Here is a 15,166-nt window from a genome sequence, read left to right on the forward strand (position 1 = left end):
TGTTCAGGATGACAAAACCAATATGAATCTTATAATAAATAAGTTTATATCAAAGGCCTAAATGCACCACGGGTTATTTTTAATTTTCCCGATTCAGCACATGCCGGCGATATTCGTCGGGGGTGAGTCCATAATATTCACGAAACTGACGGTAGAAAGTAGATCGTGACCCGAATCCCGATTCGTAGCCGATGCGTTCTACGGTTTCGGTGTTGCCCGTGTCGGACAATAATTGGCGTGCATGCCGCACCCTTTTGTGCGAAACGTATGTGGAGTATGTTTGTCCGTAATGTTCCATTATAAGCGTACGCAGGTTTTTTTCGCTTATGTTGAGCTCCTCCTGAACATCTTTTCTCGACAGCTTGTTGTCGGTGTATCGCTTGTTGGTGTCCATCAGCTGTTGCAATGCTTCAAGCCATTGCAGGTCGGTATGTTTTAGCAGGTCTTCGCCCATTGGTTGCAGCTCCTTTATTTGCTCTTCCAGCAGGCTGTTTCTCTTAGCCAAAGCGTCTTGTTCCTGAAGCCGCAACACAAGCCTTTTGTTTTTGAAGTTTATACGGCGGCTGTTGCGGTACATAACCACTGCTAACACAACAAGCAGAAGCGCAACAACGGCTATGGCAACAACTATGCGCCGTGTGAATTGCAGTTGCATACGGTCTTCCCGTGCTTGCTGCTCGATGCGGTTGAGGTCGTATAAGATGCTCAACTCGTTCAACTGCAGTTTATATTCGCTACGGTTGTTTTCTTTCTGTTCTGCTATTGCTTCGGCATAGGCTTGCACGGCTTCGCTATGGCGATTGAGGTGCGCCAGCAACTCGGCTTTGTTGATAAGCACTTCGGGCAGGTCGGATTGTAGTTCATATTGCCTTATCAGTTGCAACATCCGCTCGTTGTATGTGTATGCCTGCTGATACTCTTTGCGTTGCGTGTGGTAATTGACATACATCTGGTCGAGCAGGAAACGGAACGAGAGAGGGTAGTCTTCGTTGTATAGTTGTTCAGTTTTGTCGATATGTTTTTTTGCTTGTTCTTGCCTGTTCAGGTAGATATTTGCCTGAGCCAACAGATATTCGGCAATGAAAACCGATTCCGCATCATTACTCCCTTTCTCTTTGCGTCTCAAGTTGATGCAGACATACATGGAGTCGGCATAAAGTATGGTTTGCTCGTATTTCTCAAGACTTAAACCGATAAAAGCCAGTTCCTGATAGTTTTCGAGAGTCAGGGCAGAAGTTGCCCCGCCATCGGTCTGCCTCAGTAATCCTAAACTTTCGTGCAGATAGGTGGAACTTTCTTCATACTGATTCATGTGTTTATGGGTGTTTGCCAACGCCGCAGTCGCCCGTGCCATATTGAGGTTGTCGTTCAGATTGCGGGCTTCGTCGTACATCTGGCGGGCTTTAGCCAATGCCAGAGTGAACATACCCTGATTGGCATAGCGTTGTATGATGGTTTGCTGCACCACAAACATGATATCGTATTCTTCGTGTTTGCGGGCAAATGTTTCGGCAGCTTCGGCAGCAGCAACAATGCTGTCGTTGTCGAACTGCGGGTAGTAATATTCTACCATCTTGGCTTTTGCCTTTGCCTGATTGCGGGTGTCTTTTTGTCGTTCGGCTTCTTTTTCAAGTTCAAGAACAAAGTTGCGTCCTTTTATCGGGTTTGTGTAAAAGTATTGCTTTACGGAGTCGAGCAGGTTGTCTGTTTTTTGCTTGTCGTTGCCGGCACAACAACAGCCGACAACTGTAAGTGTCAGTAACAATAAAAAATAGCGTATATTGATATTTGGCATGCCCGTTCCGTTTCTTAGATAGTACAAAGTTATCGAAAAAATTAATGCCAATCGGTATTTGGATTTACTATAACAAAAAGGTTTTTTTTTATTCTACTTTTTTTACTGCCGCGCATCTGTCGATGCTTGCCTTCGTTCATTTTGTCTTGACACAAAACGAACCAAAAGGTCAAGACTGTGACTTCTATACGACCCGCAGGCAACTTGCTTCGCAGAACAAAAATAACTCGGACCTGTCAGTCCTCAAACAGCTTTTGTTCTGTTTGCTCCGCTTCGTTGTGCGGGTGCCCCGTATATTAGCCAATGTCATTTCTCGCGTAAGCCGGGACGTGCATCAGTGACGCAGCCGGGTTACCTGACCGGTGAAGTTGACATAAAAACTAAATTCTGTTTGAGCCTGAAAGGCGAGTTTATTTAGTTTAGTCAACAAGCCGCATTGTCAGGTCGGCGAGGAGCGAAGCACTGTTTTTTGCAACTTTTTGACACCAAAAAGTTGATAAGAAAAAAGTAAAATAAAAAACCAACCTTTCTCAACTACTGATTCGCATTATTAATAAAATGTACTATGGGGGGGGTAAGGTAAGATGTGTTTTTGTTACGAGACTTCTAATAGCAATTATTCGTTGTTTGGCTCACAAACAATGTGCCATTTAATCTCTGTTTTCGTCAAGTCGATAGCTTGCCTCGAACTTCTGGACGATGGTTTTGTACCCAAACTCAGATTAAATGTATATTTCTTACCCATTTCGAAAACGAAATCGTCATCAAGCGTATATCTGCCTTTCGTTTCACTGTTGGGTGTACCAACTTTTTCATAGCTTACAACTATTTCAAAATTATTCACTGGTTTTTCGATAGGATATACCATTTTTTGAGGGAGTACCATCAACCCCCCAACTTCCTTATAATCACCACATTGTGTCTCGAAGGGGTATTTTTGATATACAACATAATTTTGTGGTACGAGATGTTCGTACCACAACCAGGTTGAAGTTTCTCCGGCAGCCACTCCCGTGATAAGCCCCGTGCTGAATAAGTTGATTAGTTTTATTTCATTTATGCGGAATGCTACATTAGGTTCGTTGCTGCATGCCTGAAAAACAACACTGGAGAGTGCATGCTGAAACTTGAGTTTGACCGGAGATTCTCTTCTGTCGAGACTGGTAGCTACCAAAAAGTCTTCTTGCTGCTGATAGTTGGTGCTAACATTGTATTGAATGGTGATTTGATTTGCAGAATTGTTAATATTAATCAATTCCGGATCTACCCCCGACGGTGTTGCCGGGCTGTAAGCAAAAAAACTGACCGAACCGTATCCCGGAAAATATCTTATTGGCGAATATACCCAGCTGTCTCCTTGTTTTTCGACCAGCTGGTTGGTCATAAACGGCTCGTAGACTCCTGTTTCTTTTTCCCAAATGGCCGACACGCGAAAATATTGCATATCGTCGGTCACGGCTTTTGCGGCACGCAAATTTGACGTTGAACAATCGAACGCAATGGCATTTTCGCCCATTCCATTGTCTATGTCGTTATCGTCTTTAGAGCACCCGGCAAAAAATAGAACTATCAGGAGAGAGAAAATCATCCTCTCGATATTTAGCCTGTATTTGTTGTTCGTTTGCATGTTTTTGCGTGACTTTTATTTTTTTTATTAGTAACCGGAAGGGGAACATTCAACCCCTTCCGGCTTATAGATTCTACACCATTCTAATTAAAAAGGAAGGCATAGGGTGAGGCAAATTATGGAGTTGGAACTGGTTTTATTTGTGTTCCATCAACTGTTTTAATAATGTTCACAAGTCCTTTGTCACCAGCGTTTGAATGTATGTTCACTATATTATTAGCGTTTAAATAAGCTTGAGTACATCCATCCCAAACAGTCAAAACATTTATTGTGTAAGCATAACGTATATTCATCATTTTGATATTCTTACTGTCTGATATATCAAAATTGTTTATCACATAAACATCCGAGCCGGAACCAGGTGAAACGGTTTCATATCTTTCTAAAGCAGTATTTCCTTTTGCATTTAGCAAACCTGTTCCAGAAACGCCTGTTCCTTTTCTAACAGAACTCTTCTCAAAGTTAAACGTTTTCAGCAATGTGTTGTTTGAGATATCCAGGTTCTCGAAAGTAGAATTTGATATAGAAAGAGTTACAAACTTATTATTCGACAAGTTAAGATTAGTCATTTTACCCGAAGTCATGGTAAAGGTAGTCAAACTACAATTTGACAAATCTAAGTCAAATTTAGCAGGACTAGCACCATTAATAGTCACACCGGAAAGATCTACTGCAATTAACGAAGGATTGTTTGATAAATTCAAATCACCATCTATTTTAGTAGTTGAAGCGAAAGTTAAAGCATCGAGTTTATTGTTGTTCGATGCATCCAATGATGTAAACGTATTGTTTCCAGAGAACGCTAGTTTTGCAAGAGTACCATTCAGCAAGTTCACGTCACCAAGTGTAGAACCATTAATAGCCACTTCGGTAATCAATGGATTTTTAGATATGTCTAAGTCTCCACCACCGGTAACATTATTAAGCGTAAGTTTAGTAACTCCCTTGAAGTATTCGATACCTTTGAACCCAAAGTCGCCAGTAGCAACCAACTCTCCTGTTACAGAAGCTATATCTGCTGCAGTTACCATATTGTTGTTTGTCGGGTCAAACGCAGAGTTTGCTTTCTTCGCCAATTGATTACTGATAAGTGGTGCATAGTTATCCAATTCAGGAATATATTGGTCAGGAGTATCGCTCCATGGGCTTACACCAACTTCGAAGCTTACTTCACCACTAACGTCTTCACCAAAGCCAAGATAGAAATTGTATTGGCGTCCCATCTCGAACGTGATACCTAGGTCTTTTCCATTATCTTGTGCACCATTAATATCTTTTACTGCAAAATATTTCACTTCCGGCTTTGCTGCGCTTCCCGCATAATAGATATCATCAACAAATGCTTTGTAAGCTACTTTGATTGCAAATTCGCCTGAAGCAGGAGCTGTTTTACCTGTTCCGTTTGAAGAGATTTTAGTTGCTTGTGGCAATACCAGCATAGCACCTGTTTTACCCAATATAGATTTATACTCGTTAAGCAAGTAGATAGGAGAAGCACCCATGTCTACAGCATAATCGGTCAGAGTTTCCTGATCTCTCCAAAGTACAAATGGGGCAGTGCCATAAGCCAATGTTCCTGATTCTGCAATAGAGTCGTTGCTGATATCCAAAGTACCAGTTTGGTTCAGTTGCAATAATTCTACACTTTCGATAGTATAAGTTATATTCTTCTGAGAGGTTTTAGCGAAGAACATAACGCGCGAAAGAGCGTGGTGGAAGTTCAATTTAACAGTTCCTGTGTTTTTGTCTTGTTTTTTAATCTGCGCAACCAAGAAGTCTTCCTGTGCATTTGTTTCGTCAATTTCAGGAACTGTGTACTTCAGACGAGATGTTGCTGGCACAAAATCCATAAGTCCCGAGGCTAAGTTCTTAGAAGAAGAAGGACTATAGGCAACAAAGTCTACAGTTCCGTCTGCAGGCCAATAGCGTTTTGGTGTGTAAGCCCAACTGTCATCCTCACCTCTTGTAATGCCAAATGCATTGAACAAGTAGTCGTTGTCCATACTCTTGATACCTGTAACTGTAAAGCTCAGGATATTGTCTCCATTGGTGATAGCTGCACGCAAGTTGGATGATTTATCCGTTAGTGTACGAAATTCTATCGCACCGCTTGTGCCATTGTCCACAAAGCCTAAATCTTCATCGTTGGAGCAAGATGCCAACGTAAGAGCGATTGTTGCAATAAATAAAAATAATTTTCTCATTTTGTCAAGTTTAAATTTATTAAATAATTAGCGTAATATTAATATTTTGAGGTTTACAAATAGACATCTACGTTGTCCCATTCTCCAACCCCGATTTCAAATCCTCCTCCATCGCCGGGATTTCCCCCGGGTTCTGGTATTTCTGGTATTTCGTCTTTATTTTCTATAAGAATGTCATACCCATCCCTTTGCAATTTAGCTTCCCTATCGGCCATCGACTCGCCTATCTGACCCGACACATCCCAATAGGCCGTGTAATATCCGTTTATTTTTGATAGTATTTCTATCGTAAATCTATTCTGATATGGATATACAGGTCCAAAAGTATAGAAAGAGCCTTCAATGTATCCCACTCCGTTTTCGTCGATTCCCACGGTCGAATTTTCGAACAAAACGGTTGAGCGTTCGGTGGTCAGTTCATCTGTTTTGAAGAAATATGTCGCAGCCATTCCGGATATGGCACCCCGCGCTTCCGCTATATTTTTCGTCCCCGATATGCCGTTAATCCGGTAGGTGAACTCACGAAGTATATTTTTAGGATAGAAGTTAAGAATCAGAAAATCTTCGCATTCGTTGCAAAATATGACATCGAATGTTTCTTGCCACGAGTGTACAAAGAAATCTCCTTTTGGGTCTATCACCGTTTTTTCGCCCGATACGGGCATGGCTTTCAGGTTGTAGGTTTGGCGCGAAGTTTCGGCACAATACGCCTGAAAAGACTCAAGTGTGGTTTCGTTTCTCAAACTTACGTTCGAGTTGTTGTCGTAGCATAGCGGAATATAAGATGCGTTGGTGACCAGCTTTATCATTTTTTCGCCACTGATCGGGATGTTATTCCTTCCGTAATCTATTACCCCACTGGTTTGTGAAAAAATATTCATTCGCATAACCCGTACGTCAGCCTGGTCTTCCCAATTCACAACCACCTTGATGGCTACATCCCCTTCCACACACAAGCCCGCATCGCACAGGCTCTTGTTTTTGCAAGAAACCGTGGTCAATAAAGCCAATATGAACAGGAACAGAATATTTCTCATCGTTGGTTCTCCTTTCCTTTGCTTTTACCGAAAACGTTACCTATCAGCCACACCAGCGAAATATTGGCTTTGGTTAGTCCTATATAATTTCTTTGATGTGTGCTTTTCCACGGGAAGACACATTCATCGCATGCCCCAACAGTGTATTTGTGATATTTTCCGCCAAAATATCCGGCACCGATCCCAAATTCGAGGTTAAACCTTTTGGCGATGGATATGGCATACCCAAATGTTAATCCGCCCGAATAGCTCCAATTGCTTAGCTGCCCTTCGTCGCTGTTTTTCTTTGTAAACAAGCGTATGTCGTAGGTTCCTCCGTATCCGTATGCACCAACAAACCATCCGGTGAGTGGCTTTTGATCTTTTTCCCGATTAAACCATCGGCGCAGCTCAACTCCCGCTATTTGTATACGATGATAATAGTAGCTGCTGGCATCGGTATTCCACCACGACCAGTTTCCTTCTATTCCTGCCGACCAATTGTAATTGCGCCCGAAAGGAATTTCAATTGCCAGGTTGGGCAATAGTGCGGCATCGTAGATCAAGTTGTTTTTGACAGCCATGACAAACGTCTTCTTCCGGTTTGGAAATATATTTTCGGGACAGATGGTGTCGATCCTAATCACTTCTTTTTCTATGAAAACGGTGTCGAAACGCACCACTTCTACCGTGTCTGTCCTAACGGGTTGCTCTTTCTTTGGTGTGTATATCGTACCGGTAACACTTCCTCGCAGATAAGGCAGTATATGTTTCAGTAAATATTTGTATGGTTCTCCTCTGTGCAATTTTTTTATTCTTATTTTCTTACTTTCCCAACTGAGACTGCTGTTAAGGATATTCAGCAATTGGGTGCGTCCGGGCACAGCCTCATCCTCTTCAATCATTCTTATAAGTCCGTCCCAGTCTTCGGCTGTGGGGAACATTACAAATTGGTTGTCTCTAATTCTGGGATATTTTTTTCTTATGTAGTTTTTGAGCGAAATTGCTCTTTCTTTTGCCAACCATTCGTTGTTTGCAAAACCACCTTCGGGTGAGGCGGTACTGGAAATGACAATTAAATCTTCATCTTCCATTGAAGAAAACATTTTATCTATAATGCTCAATGTATTGGCATTGCCCATATAATTACTATCTATTTCTGTGCGATTTACACGATAATAAATACGTACAGATGTGGGAAAAGAAGAGTTGCTTTCTTTTTCTGTGTTCAAGAAAATCTCGACAAAATCGCTATCGGATGTAAATGTGGTGGCTCCCAACGAACTTACAATACAAACTAACCCACTCCAGAAGAGGAGTATTCCCCTAAGTTGTCGTAGAATCATGAGTTTTGAAAAATTTGCTCTTCTGTTTGTAATAATACTAATGAATTTGTACCCTAATCTAAACAATTAAAGGCAAAGGTACTGAAAAAAAGATAAATAGCAAGAACTTCTTTCTAAAAACAGTCTTTTTTTAAAAAAATATTAGGTTATTTTACACTTACCCCCCTTCATTTCTATTCAGAATTGCTTACCCTAAAAAAAGCGATTACAATTTTATGTATTTTTTAACATATTGAAATTTGATGAATTAATCCGGACTTATTACCAGCTGAAAGACTACCTTTTACCCGTGATGCAATAGTGTTTTATACAGACTCAGTCGTTATGAAGGTAGTCTTTCGCTGTTGACAGAGGTTTTATAAGTTCGGATTTATCGAATTCCATTTATCTATTTCGGGAATAACTCCTGATTTGATAAGCTCGTCTCTCAAATTACATAAATGCCGGTAACTTTGTTCTAATGCCTTTTGCTCTTCGGCAGTACCCTCCACAATCTGATAATGTACTCCACTTTTGTCAAGTGTTGTTTCCATAGCCATCATGATATTCGAAAACTTATTGCTCGATACATATACACCCACCGGCCAGTTGAACTTGTCTCCACCCATAACGGCCTGCATCATCTCAAGAGACAGGTATGCCGGACTTTGAAACGAGGAACGCCCCCTTAGTTCGATAATTCTTTTTCCTCCCTGTATTACTTTTTCCTTGATGCCCTTCCATGTTTCGTTAGTGAGAATAGGTGTTCCGATCAAATCGTTCAGAGGTTTGCCGTCTACACTTGCCGTAGAAGAAAACACAGCCATTTGCTCCCCGTGCCCTCCGTATGTTCTGCAATTAGTCACGTTGTCAGGATGAATGTTAAAGTGTTTTGCCAACTCGTTACGTAGTCTTGTACTATCCAAAGCTGCCAGAGTGGATACCTGCGAAGGTTTTAATCCTGAATAGAGCAAAACCAGTAGCCCTGTTATATCAGCAGGGTTAAAAATCACCACAACATGTTTCACCTCAGGGCAGTATTGCTTAATGTCTTTTCCAAACTGTATGGCAACTTCGGCATTTCCTTTCAGCAAATCTTCCCGTGTCATTCCCTCTTTGCGTGCAGCGCCTCCCGAAGTAATAACATATTTGCTGTCTTTCAACGCTTCGTCTATATTGTTGGTGTAGGTGATGGTAACTCCTTTGAATCCGCATTGCAGTAATTCTTCGGCAACACCCTCCAAGCCTTTAGAATAAGGGTCGTATAAACAAATATTAGATGATAACCCCATAAGAATGGCAGATTGCGCCATATTAGAACCTATCATTCCGGCAGCTCCGACAATTGTTAATTTTTCTGATGTAAGAGTTTTCATATCGTTTCTCGATTTTATTAAAGTTTATATATAGAAGTCATCTAGACTTTTTAAATTATACTTAATTTTTGAGTTTTTGTCATGTTGAACGTAGTGAAACATCTAAAAAACAGATCCTTCGATACTCTCAGGATGACAAAATTGAATAAAACGAAAAAGTCTAGACGGTTTCATAGTTTATTTTTAGTTGTTCAAATTTAGACAGACAGCAAAAACACAAAGAACGCAGAGTTTTTATTCTGTCATGCTGAGTATATAGTAAACATGGCATAACACTTTATTCGATGTAATATTCATTTTTCAAAAAAATGAGCCACTGTACTGTAATTATAATAACAAAAGTTATCGGCTGTTGTTCAAGGGAAAATTGAGTAATCCTTTAAATCAGAACATTAGTTCCTTCTGCGCATGAATGAGGGTTGATGATCGTTCAATAATAACTATATTTACATGCAAAACATTTTCAAATATAATGAGTATGTCTGTTATAGAATTGATAAAAGAGCGTAAATCGGTACGAAGCTACACCGGAGAGCCGTTAAACAAAGAACTTGTTGATAGTATAAACAACTATATAGAACGGCTTAATCCTCCTTTCGGAGCAAAAGCAAGGATACGGTTAATCAGTGCAAAAACAGGCGAACAGCCTGTCAAACTCGGCACTTATGGTGTGATAAGCGGCGCAACGGACTTTCTGCTCCTGATTGGGGAGAAAGGTTTAATGTCGGAGGCCGGAGCGGGTTATATGTTTGAGCAGGCTATTCTTTTTTGTACCGGACTAGGACTCGGAACCTGCTGGCTTGGAGGGACATTGAAACGTGGCGACTTCTTAACACAGATTCGTCTTTCCGGCGATGAAGAACTGATTGTTATTTCTCCTGTTGGCTATAAAAGAGAAAAAAGAACACTCTTGGATTCAATAATGAGAACCGGTGCAAGGAGTGACAAACGTAAACCTTTTGGGTCTTTATTCTTCAATGGCACATTTGAAATACCTTTAACAGAAGCGGATGCCGGCAACTATAACACTCCATTGGAAATGGTACGGCTTGCCCCATCTGGCAGCAACAAGCAGCCTTGGCGTGTTGTAATGAAAGACGGGGGTTTTCATTTCTACTATCGAACAGGACGCTTCTCTGTGAATGACATTGGAATTGCCCTCTGCCATTTCGAACTCACTTGCAATGAGTTAGGATTGAATGGGCATTTTGAAAGAATCGCTGATATATCAGGCTCTAATGATGTGGAATATATAATGTCATGGATAACTGAGTAGAAAAAATTGCTATAAACTTAAAGCAACAGAGGGAGATGCCTAAAAACGCTATTGAATCGAAGTCGAAAATGTGGAATCCCTGGCATGGCTGTCATAAGCTGAGCGCAGGCTGTAAGCATTGCTATGTGTATCGGGGCGATTCGAGGCGGGGTGTTGACAGTAGCGTTGTTACCAAAACCAAGAATTTTGACCTGCCTCTGCAAAAAAAACGAAACGGCGAATATAAAATTCCTTCCGGGTCGTTGGTTTATACCTGTTTTACTTCCGATTTCTTTCTGGATGACGCTGACGAGTGGCGCGTGGAGGCGTGGCAGATGATGCGGGTCAGAAGCGATCTGAGATTTATGATGATAACCAAACGTATCGATCGCTTTCAACAGTCTTTACCCGACGATTGGGGAGAGGGGTATGACAATGTAACCATTTGTTGTACTATCGAAAATCAGGACAGAGCCGATTACCGTCTGCCTGTATTTAAAGATGCTCCCATAAAACATAAAATAATTATTTGCGAGCCGCTTCTCGAACGGATTGACCTCAGTGGGCATGGTATTGGCTTATGGGCAGAACAGGTTGTTGCCGGAGGCGAGTCGGGCTACGAAGCACGGCACTGCAACTTCGAATGGATTATGGAGTTGCGCAACTTGTGTGTAGAACAGAATGTTTCGTTCTGGTTCAAACAAACCGGAGCAAAATTTATCAAAGACGGAAAGCTGTATAATATCAATCGCCGATTTCAACACTCCCAAGCCCGCAAATCGGGGATTAACTTTGATGCAAGGTAAAGATTGTTATTTTATTCCGGGATTGATTATTGAATAACACTCATGATCGAGAATTTTTTCATCGTAGCGTTCTTCTGCCAATCGGAGCAACCCTTCGTAATTGAATCCGCACTTCTTCAAAACATTCTTCGATCTTTCGTTGAATGGGTAACAGTAGGCGGAAATCAGGTCAAGGTTAATATCCTCGAAACCAAAACGAAGTATGGCAAGTGTAGCTTCCGTCATAAATCCTTTACCCCAATAATCCTCCCCGATAGCGTATCCGATCATTTTTGTTCTGTCGTTTTGCCTTTTTGGGTCGGGAATCAAACCGATAGAACCAAACAGCTTGCCTGTTTCTTTCAACTCCATGCCAAAAACAAAGTCTTGATCTAAAAAGACGAGTTTGATAATTTCGCGCGATTCTTCAATGCTTTCATGAGGTTTCCACCCAGCATTTGAGCCTACATTTTCATTCTTGCAGTATTCAAATATTGCTTCTGCGTCGTTTTCTTTTATCGGACGAAGAACCAATCGTTCGGTTTCTATTATTTTCATTTTAAAGTCTTTTTCAATCGGATTATGTTAGTTGTTGTTCTCTACAATTCGCATTCTACAGGGATTGCAAATCCCATGCGACGACAACATCCCATCCGCTTGTAGGGACAGGCTTCCAGTCTGCCCGAAAGCAGGAGTTCATTCACTGTTGGCAAAGATATACCTTTAATGGAATTATCCGGTTGTTTTTCATCGTATTTAAATAGTTATTTGTAACAAAAAACGGAGATATTCTTGTATTTTTACAAATTGAAAAAAATAATGAAAATGGAGAAGAAATTTATTCGGACTAAGGAAAATTTCCGACAATTGGGCGAAGTGTTAAAATTATTGTTACCTCAAGGAAAGCAAGAGTGTATATTGTTTGCGGGTTTCTTTGTTTTCTACTTTTCGTATTCCATTTTGCTCGTTTTCAATACATCTGTCATAGACAACCAACACTTGATATATGATGTGTATTTTTCGTTCGACAATCCCATCATATACAACAAAGGTTACGTCTACATGGAAGGCCATCCTCTGATGGTGTATTTCACATATCCGTTTCTCCTTCTCGGAAATTGTTTGGGCACGTTTCTGGGGTATAAAGCAAAAACCGTATTGCTAGTGCTGCTTTGCCTGTTTTTCATATCCATGTCGGTTGTGTATGTATATCGCTATTTGAAGGAAATTGTGAAAGTAGAAGGTTTTGCTCTTTCGCTTTTTGTCTTATTCTATGGATTCTTCTCCACCAGCCTTATTTTGTGTTTCACCCCCGAATCGTTTACCGTGACAGCCTTTTTGCTATCATTTACAATTTATTATTATGCGCACTGCATGCAACAGGGAAAAGGCGTGAGGTTATTAACCAATGGTTTCTTTGCCATCGGTTTGGGAGGAATTACGGTTACAAACTTTGCCAAAGGCATAGTGCCCATGCTTTTTGCCAAAGAAAGCCGTAAGACAATTGTCCGTAAGATCATTATAGTCGGTGTTGTTTTCGGGCTGTGCATCTTGTGGATACAATATAAATACGACTTCATCAGCCAGATAAAGTTTCGGTTGGATAGTAATATCAGCCTGCCGTCGAGAGGTGTATATTATGAAAAAATAATTGATATGCTATTCTGCGGCCCGATACTTATGCCCGGAATATTCCTCGACTCTATCAGGGTTTACGGCTTGATGGAAACCGTAATATCGGTAGATTATTACAGGCATTGGTGGCAGTATGCCTTTGCCCTTACTTTATTCGCAACATTGGCTTATAGTGTAGTAAAAAATTATAAAAACAAGTACGTACAGGTGCTATTGTTGATGCTTTCTGTTGATATTGTGATTCATGCCATCATCAGATACGGGCTGAGGGATTCTTTCATTTATGGAGGGCATTGGGTGTTTATTGTACCCATGTTGCTGGGGTGGCTCTATTCTACTCTGAAAGAACTGAGATACAGAAAGATTATGCTTGTGGTTGTATCTGTATTATTCGTGGTTATGTTGGTGAATAACATTTATCAATTGGTTGATTTTGTTAATCTCTCGATCGAGAATTTCCCTCCACATCCCGAATCGGAAGTCGATCTCTGGAAAACATACGATGCCACATACAATTGATATGCAGACCCTGAGCCAATACCTTAACTGCTGATTTACACGATTAAGTAATTTTGTTAACTTTGCATTAGAATATAACCCATACTACTGACAAAATGCAGAAGGTAAAGTCATATATAAAGTTAATCAGGGTGGATCAATGGATAAAAAACATGTTCATTTTCGCTCCTATCCTGTTTTCCCTCAGTTTCAACAATTATGACGCAATATATAATGCTATCTTGGCTTTCATAGGTTTTTCCTTCATCGCCAGTTCTATATACGTAATCAATGATTGGTGTGACATAGAGGCAGACAAGCTGCATCCAAAAAAGAAATTCCGACCTTTGGCATCGGGAGCCGTAAATAGAAAGGAGGCTTTGATTCTTCTCATATTCCTTGTGTTTGCAGGAGCATCTGTATTCCTGTTTATTCTTGACAATTACAAGGCGGCTATTGTTGTGTTATGCTACTTTATTCTCAATCTCGCATACTCTCTGAAACTGAAACAGTATGCCATTATTGATATAACAATTGTGGCATTGTGTTATGTTATCCGCGTCTTTGTGGGTGGATTGGTTACCGGTATTATGCTGACTCACTGGCTCATTATAATGACGTTTCTTGGGGCATTGCTCATTGTTCTGGGAAAACGCAAGCACGATGTAGCCATATACGAAGAAACGGGCAGGCAAATGCGCAAAAGCATTACGGGATATAATAGTGATTTTCTCACGGCTATAATAATGATAGTAACAGCCGTTACGATTGTTGCCTATATCATGTACACCATTTCGCCGCAAGTGGTGGAACGGAATGGCGAATATCTTTATCTGACATCTCTGTTTGTGGGCGTGGGACTGCTGCGCTATCTGCAAGTGCTTTTCCTTGACAAAGGTGGGGATAACCCGACAAAACTTTTCTTGAAAGATAAGTTTCTGTATATCAGCTTCCTCTTGTGGCTTGTCTCGTTCATACTTATTTCGTATCTGAAAGTTTTTTAATTGATGAACACCTCCAAGCCTGTCATAGCAGCTTTCGACTTTGATGGAACCATCACAACAAAGGATACCTTGTTCGATTTCATTAAATTCTATCATGGGAAAACGAAACTCTTGCTTGGCATGATTTGGCTCTCTCCTGTTCTTATTCTTTTCAAATTAGGTTTCATCCGCAATGACAGAGCCAAGCAAAAACTATTCTCCCATTTCTTTAAAGGAGTCAATATCAATGATTTTAATCTCGTTTGTGCAAACTATTCCTTGAGGATTGATTCTATCTGCAAAGCAAAAACCTTGGAGCGAATAAAATGGCACAGAAATCAAAATCATCAGGTAGTAATCATAAGTGCATCTGTTGAAAATTGGATAAAGCCTTGGGCATTAAAATCGGGGCTAGGTGATGTGCTGGCTACACAGATAGAGGTTGAGGGAGATATTCTTACAGGCAGATTCAGCAGTCCGAATTGTTATGGACAAGAGAAAGTGAACAGGCTGAAAGAGACATTTCCAAACAGGGAAGATTATACCCTCTATGCTTACGGAGACAGTAGGGGCGACAAAGAACTACTGGCTTATGCCGATTATCCTACATTGTATAAATAACGGAGAATTTTTCAAGAAAAAAAAGAAATAACGAATGGTAATCAGG

General features: G+C 40.7%; 12 protein-coding genes. 5 read left to right on the forward strand and 7 right to left on the reverse strand.

Translation table 11 applies throughout. From position 1 onward, the window contains the following. Nucleotides 1-79 precede the first annotated feature (79 nt). The 6 genes from D0T56_RS01620 to D0T56_RS01645 form a co-directional block, all read right to left on the reverse strand. Nucleotides 80-1,795, reverse strand: a complete 1,716-nt coding sequence (locus tag D0T56_RS01620) for a helix-turn-helix transcriptional regulator (protein WP_163318398.1) — start codon at nt 1,793-1,795, stop codon at nt 80-82. A gap of 616 nt (nt 1,796-2,411) precedes the next feature. Next, on the reverse strand, nt 2,412-3,422 hold the full coding sequence (locus D0T56_RS01625; RefSeq protein WP_163318399.1) for a fimbrillin family protein: 1,011 nt from the start codon (nt 3,420-3,422) through the stop codon (nt 2,412-2,414). 116 nt (nt 3,423-3,538) lie between these two features. Next, nucleotides 3,539-5,626: a fimbrillin family protein gene (locus tag D0T56_RS01630; RefSeq protein WP_163318400.1), complete on the reverse strand. Its 2,088-nt coding sequence runs from the start codon at nt 5,624-5,626 to the stop codon at nt 3,539-3,541. 53 nt (nt 5,627-5,679) lie between these two features. Then, nucleotides 5,680-6,663, reverse strand: coding sequence for a DUF5119 domain-containing protein (locus D0T56_RS01635; protein WP_163318401.1), 984 nt, complete (start codon nt 6,661-6,663; stop codon nt 5,680-5,682). Next, nucleotides 6,660-7,988, reverse strand: a complete 1,329-nt coding sequence (locus tag D0T56_RS01640; protein ID WP_163318402.1) for a DUF3575 domain-containing protein — start codon at nt 7,986-7,988, stop codon at nt 6,660-6,662. Before D0T56_RS01640 ends, D0T56_RS01635 begins: the two co-directional genes overlap by 4 nt. 356 nt (nt 7,989-8,344) lie before the next feature. Further along, nucleotides 8,345-9,343, reverse strand: coding sequence for a malate dehydrogenase (locus D0T56_RS01645; protein ID WP_163318403.1), 999 nt, complete (start codon nt 9,341-9,343; stop codon nt 8,345-8,347). A gap of 478 nt (nt 9,344-9,821) precedes the next feature. Between D0T56_RS01645 and D0T56_RS01650 the strand changes: the two genes are divergently transcribed. Further along, nucleotides 9,822-10,619, forward strand: coding sequence for a nitroreductase family protein (locus D0T56_RS01650; protein ID WP_163318404.1), 798 nt, complete (start codon nt 9,822-9,824; stop codon nt 10,617-10,619). A gap of 35 nt (nt 10,620-10,654) precedes the next feature. Beyond that, on the forward strand, nt 10,655-11,404 hold the full coding sequence (locus tag D0T56_RS01655) for a DUF5131 family protein (RefSeq protein ID WP_163318405.1): 750 nt from the start codon (nt 10,655-10,657) through the stop codon (nt 11,402-11,404). A gap of 6 nt (nt 11,405-11,410) precedes the next feature. Here the strand turns inward: D0T56_RS01655 and D0T56_RS01660 are convergent, their stop codons facing one another. Next, a complete protein-coding gene (locus D0T56_RS01660) occupies nt 11,411-11,941 on the reverse strand; it encodes a GNAT family N-acetyltransferase (RefSeq protein ID WP_163318406.1) in 531 nt (176 codons plus the stop codon). Nucleotides 11,942-12,208: 267 nt separating this feature from the next. On the opposite strand from D0T56_RS01660, the gene D0T56_RS01665 reads away from it, so the two are divergent. From D0T56_RS01665 to D0T56_RS01675, 3 genes are all read left to right on the forward strand, one after another. Next, complete coding sequence (locus D0T56_RS01665) at nt 12,209-13,537, forward strand: DUF6080 domain-containing protein (protein WP_163318407.1); 1,329 nt, start codon at nt 12,209-12,211, stop codon at nt 13,535-13,537. A gap of 95 nt (nt 13,538-13,632) precedes the next feature. Then, a complete protein-coding gene (locus D0T56_RS01670) occupies nt 13,633-14,520 on the forward strand; it encodes a decaprenyl-phosphate phosphoribosyltransferase (RefSeq protein ID WP_163318408.1) in 888 nt (295 codons plus the stop codon). A gap of 3 nt (nt 14,521-14,523) precedes the next feature. Continuing rightward, a complete protein-coding gene (locus D0T56_RS01675) occupies nt 14,524-15,120 on the forward strand; it encodes an HAD-IB family hydrolase (protein WP_163318409.1) in 597 nt (198 codons plus the stop codon). Nucleotides 15,121-15,166: the final 46 nt, after the last annotated feature.

Source organism: Dysgonomonas sp. 520 (assembly GCF_010501095.1).
Classification (GTDB): domain Bacteria; phylum Bacteroidota; class Bacteroidia; order Bacteroidales; family Dysgonomonadaceae; genus QVMP01.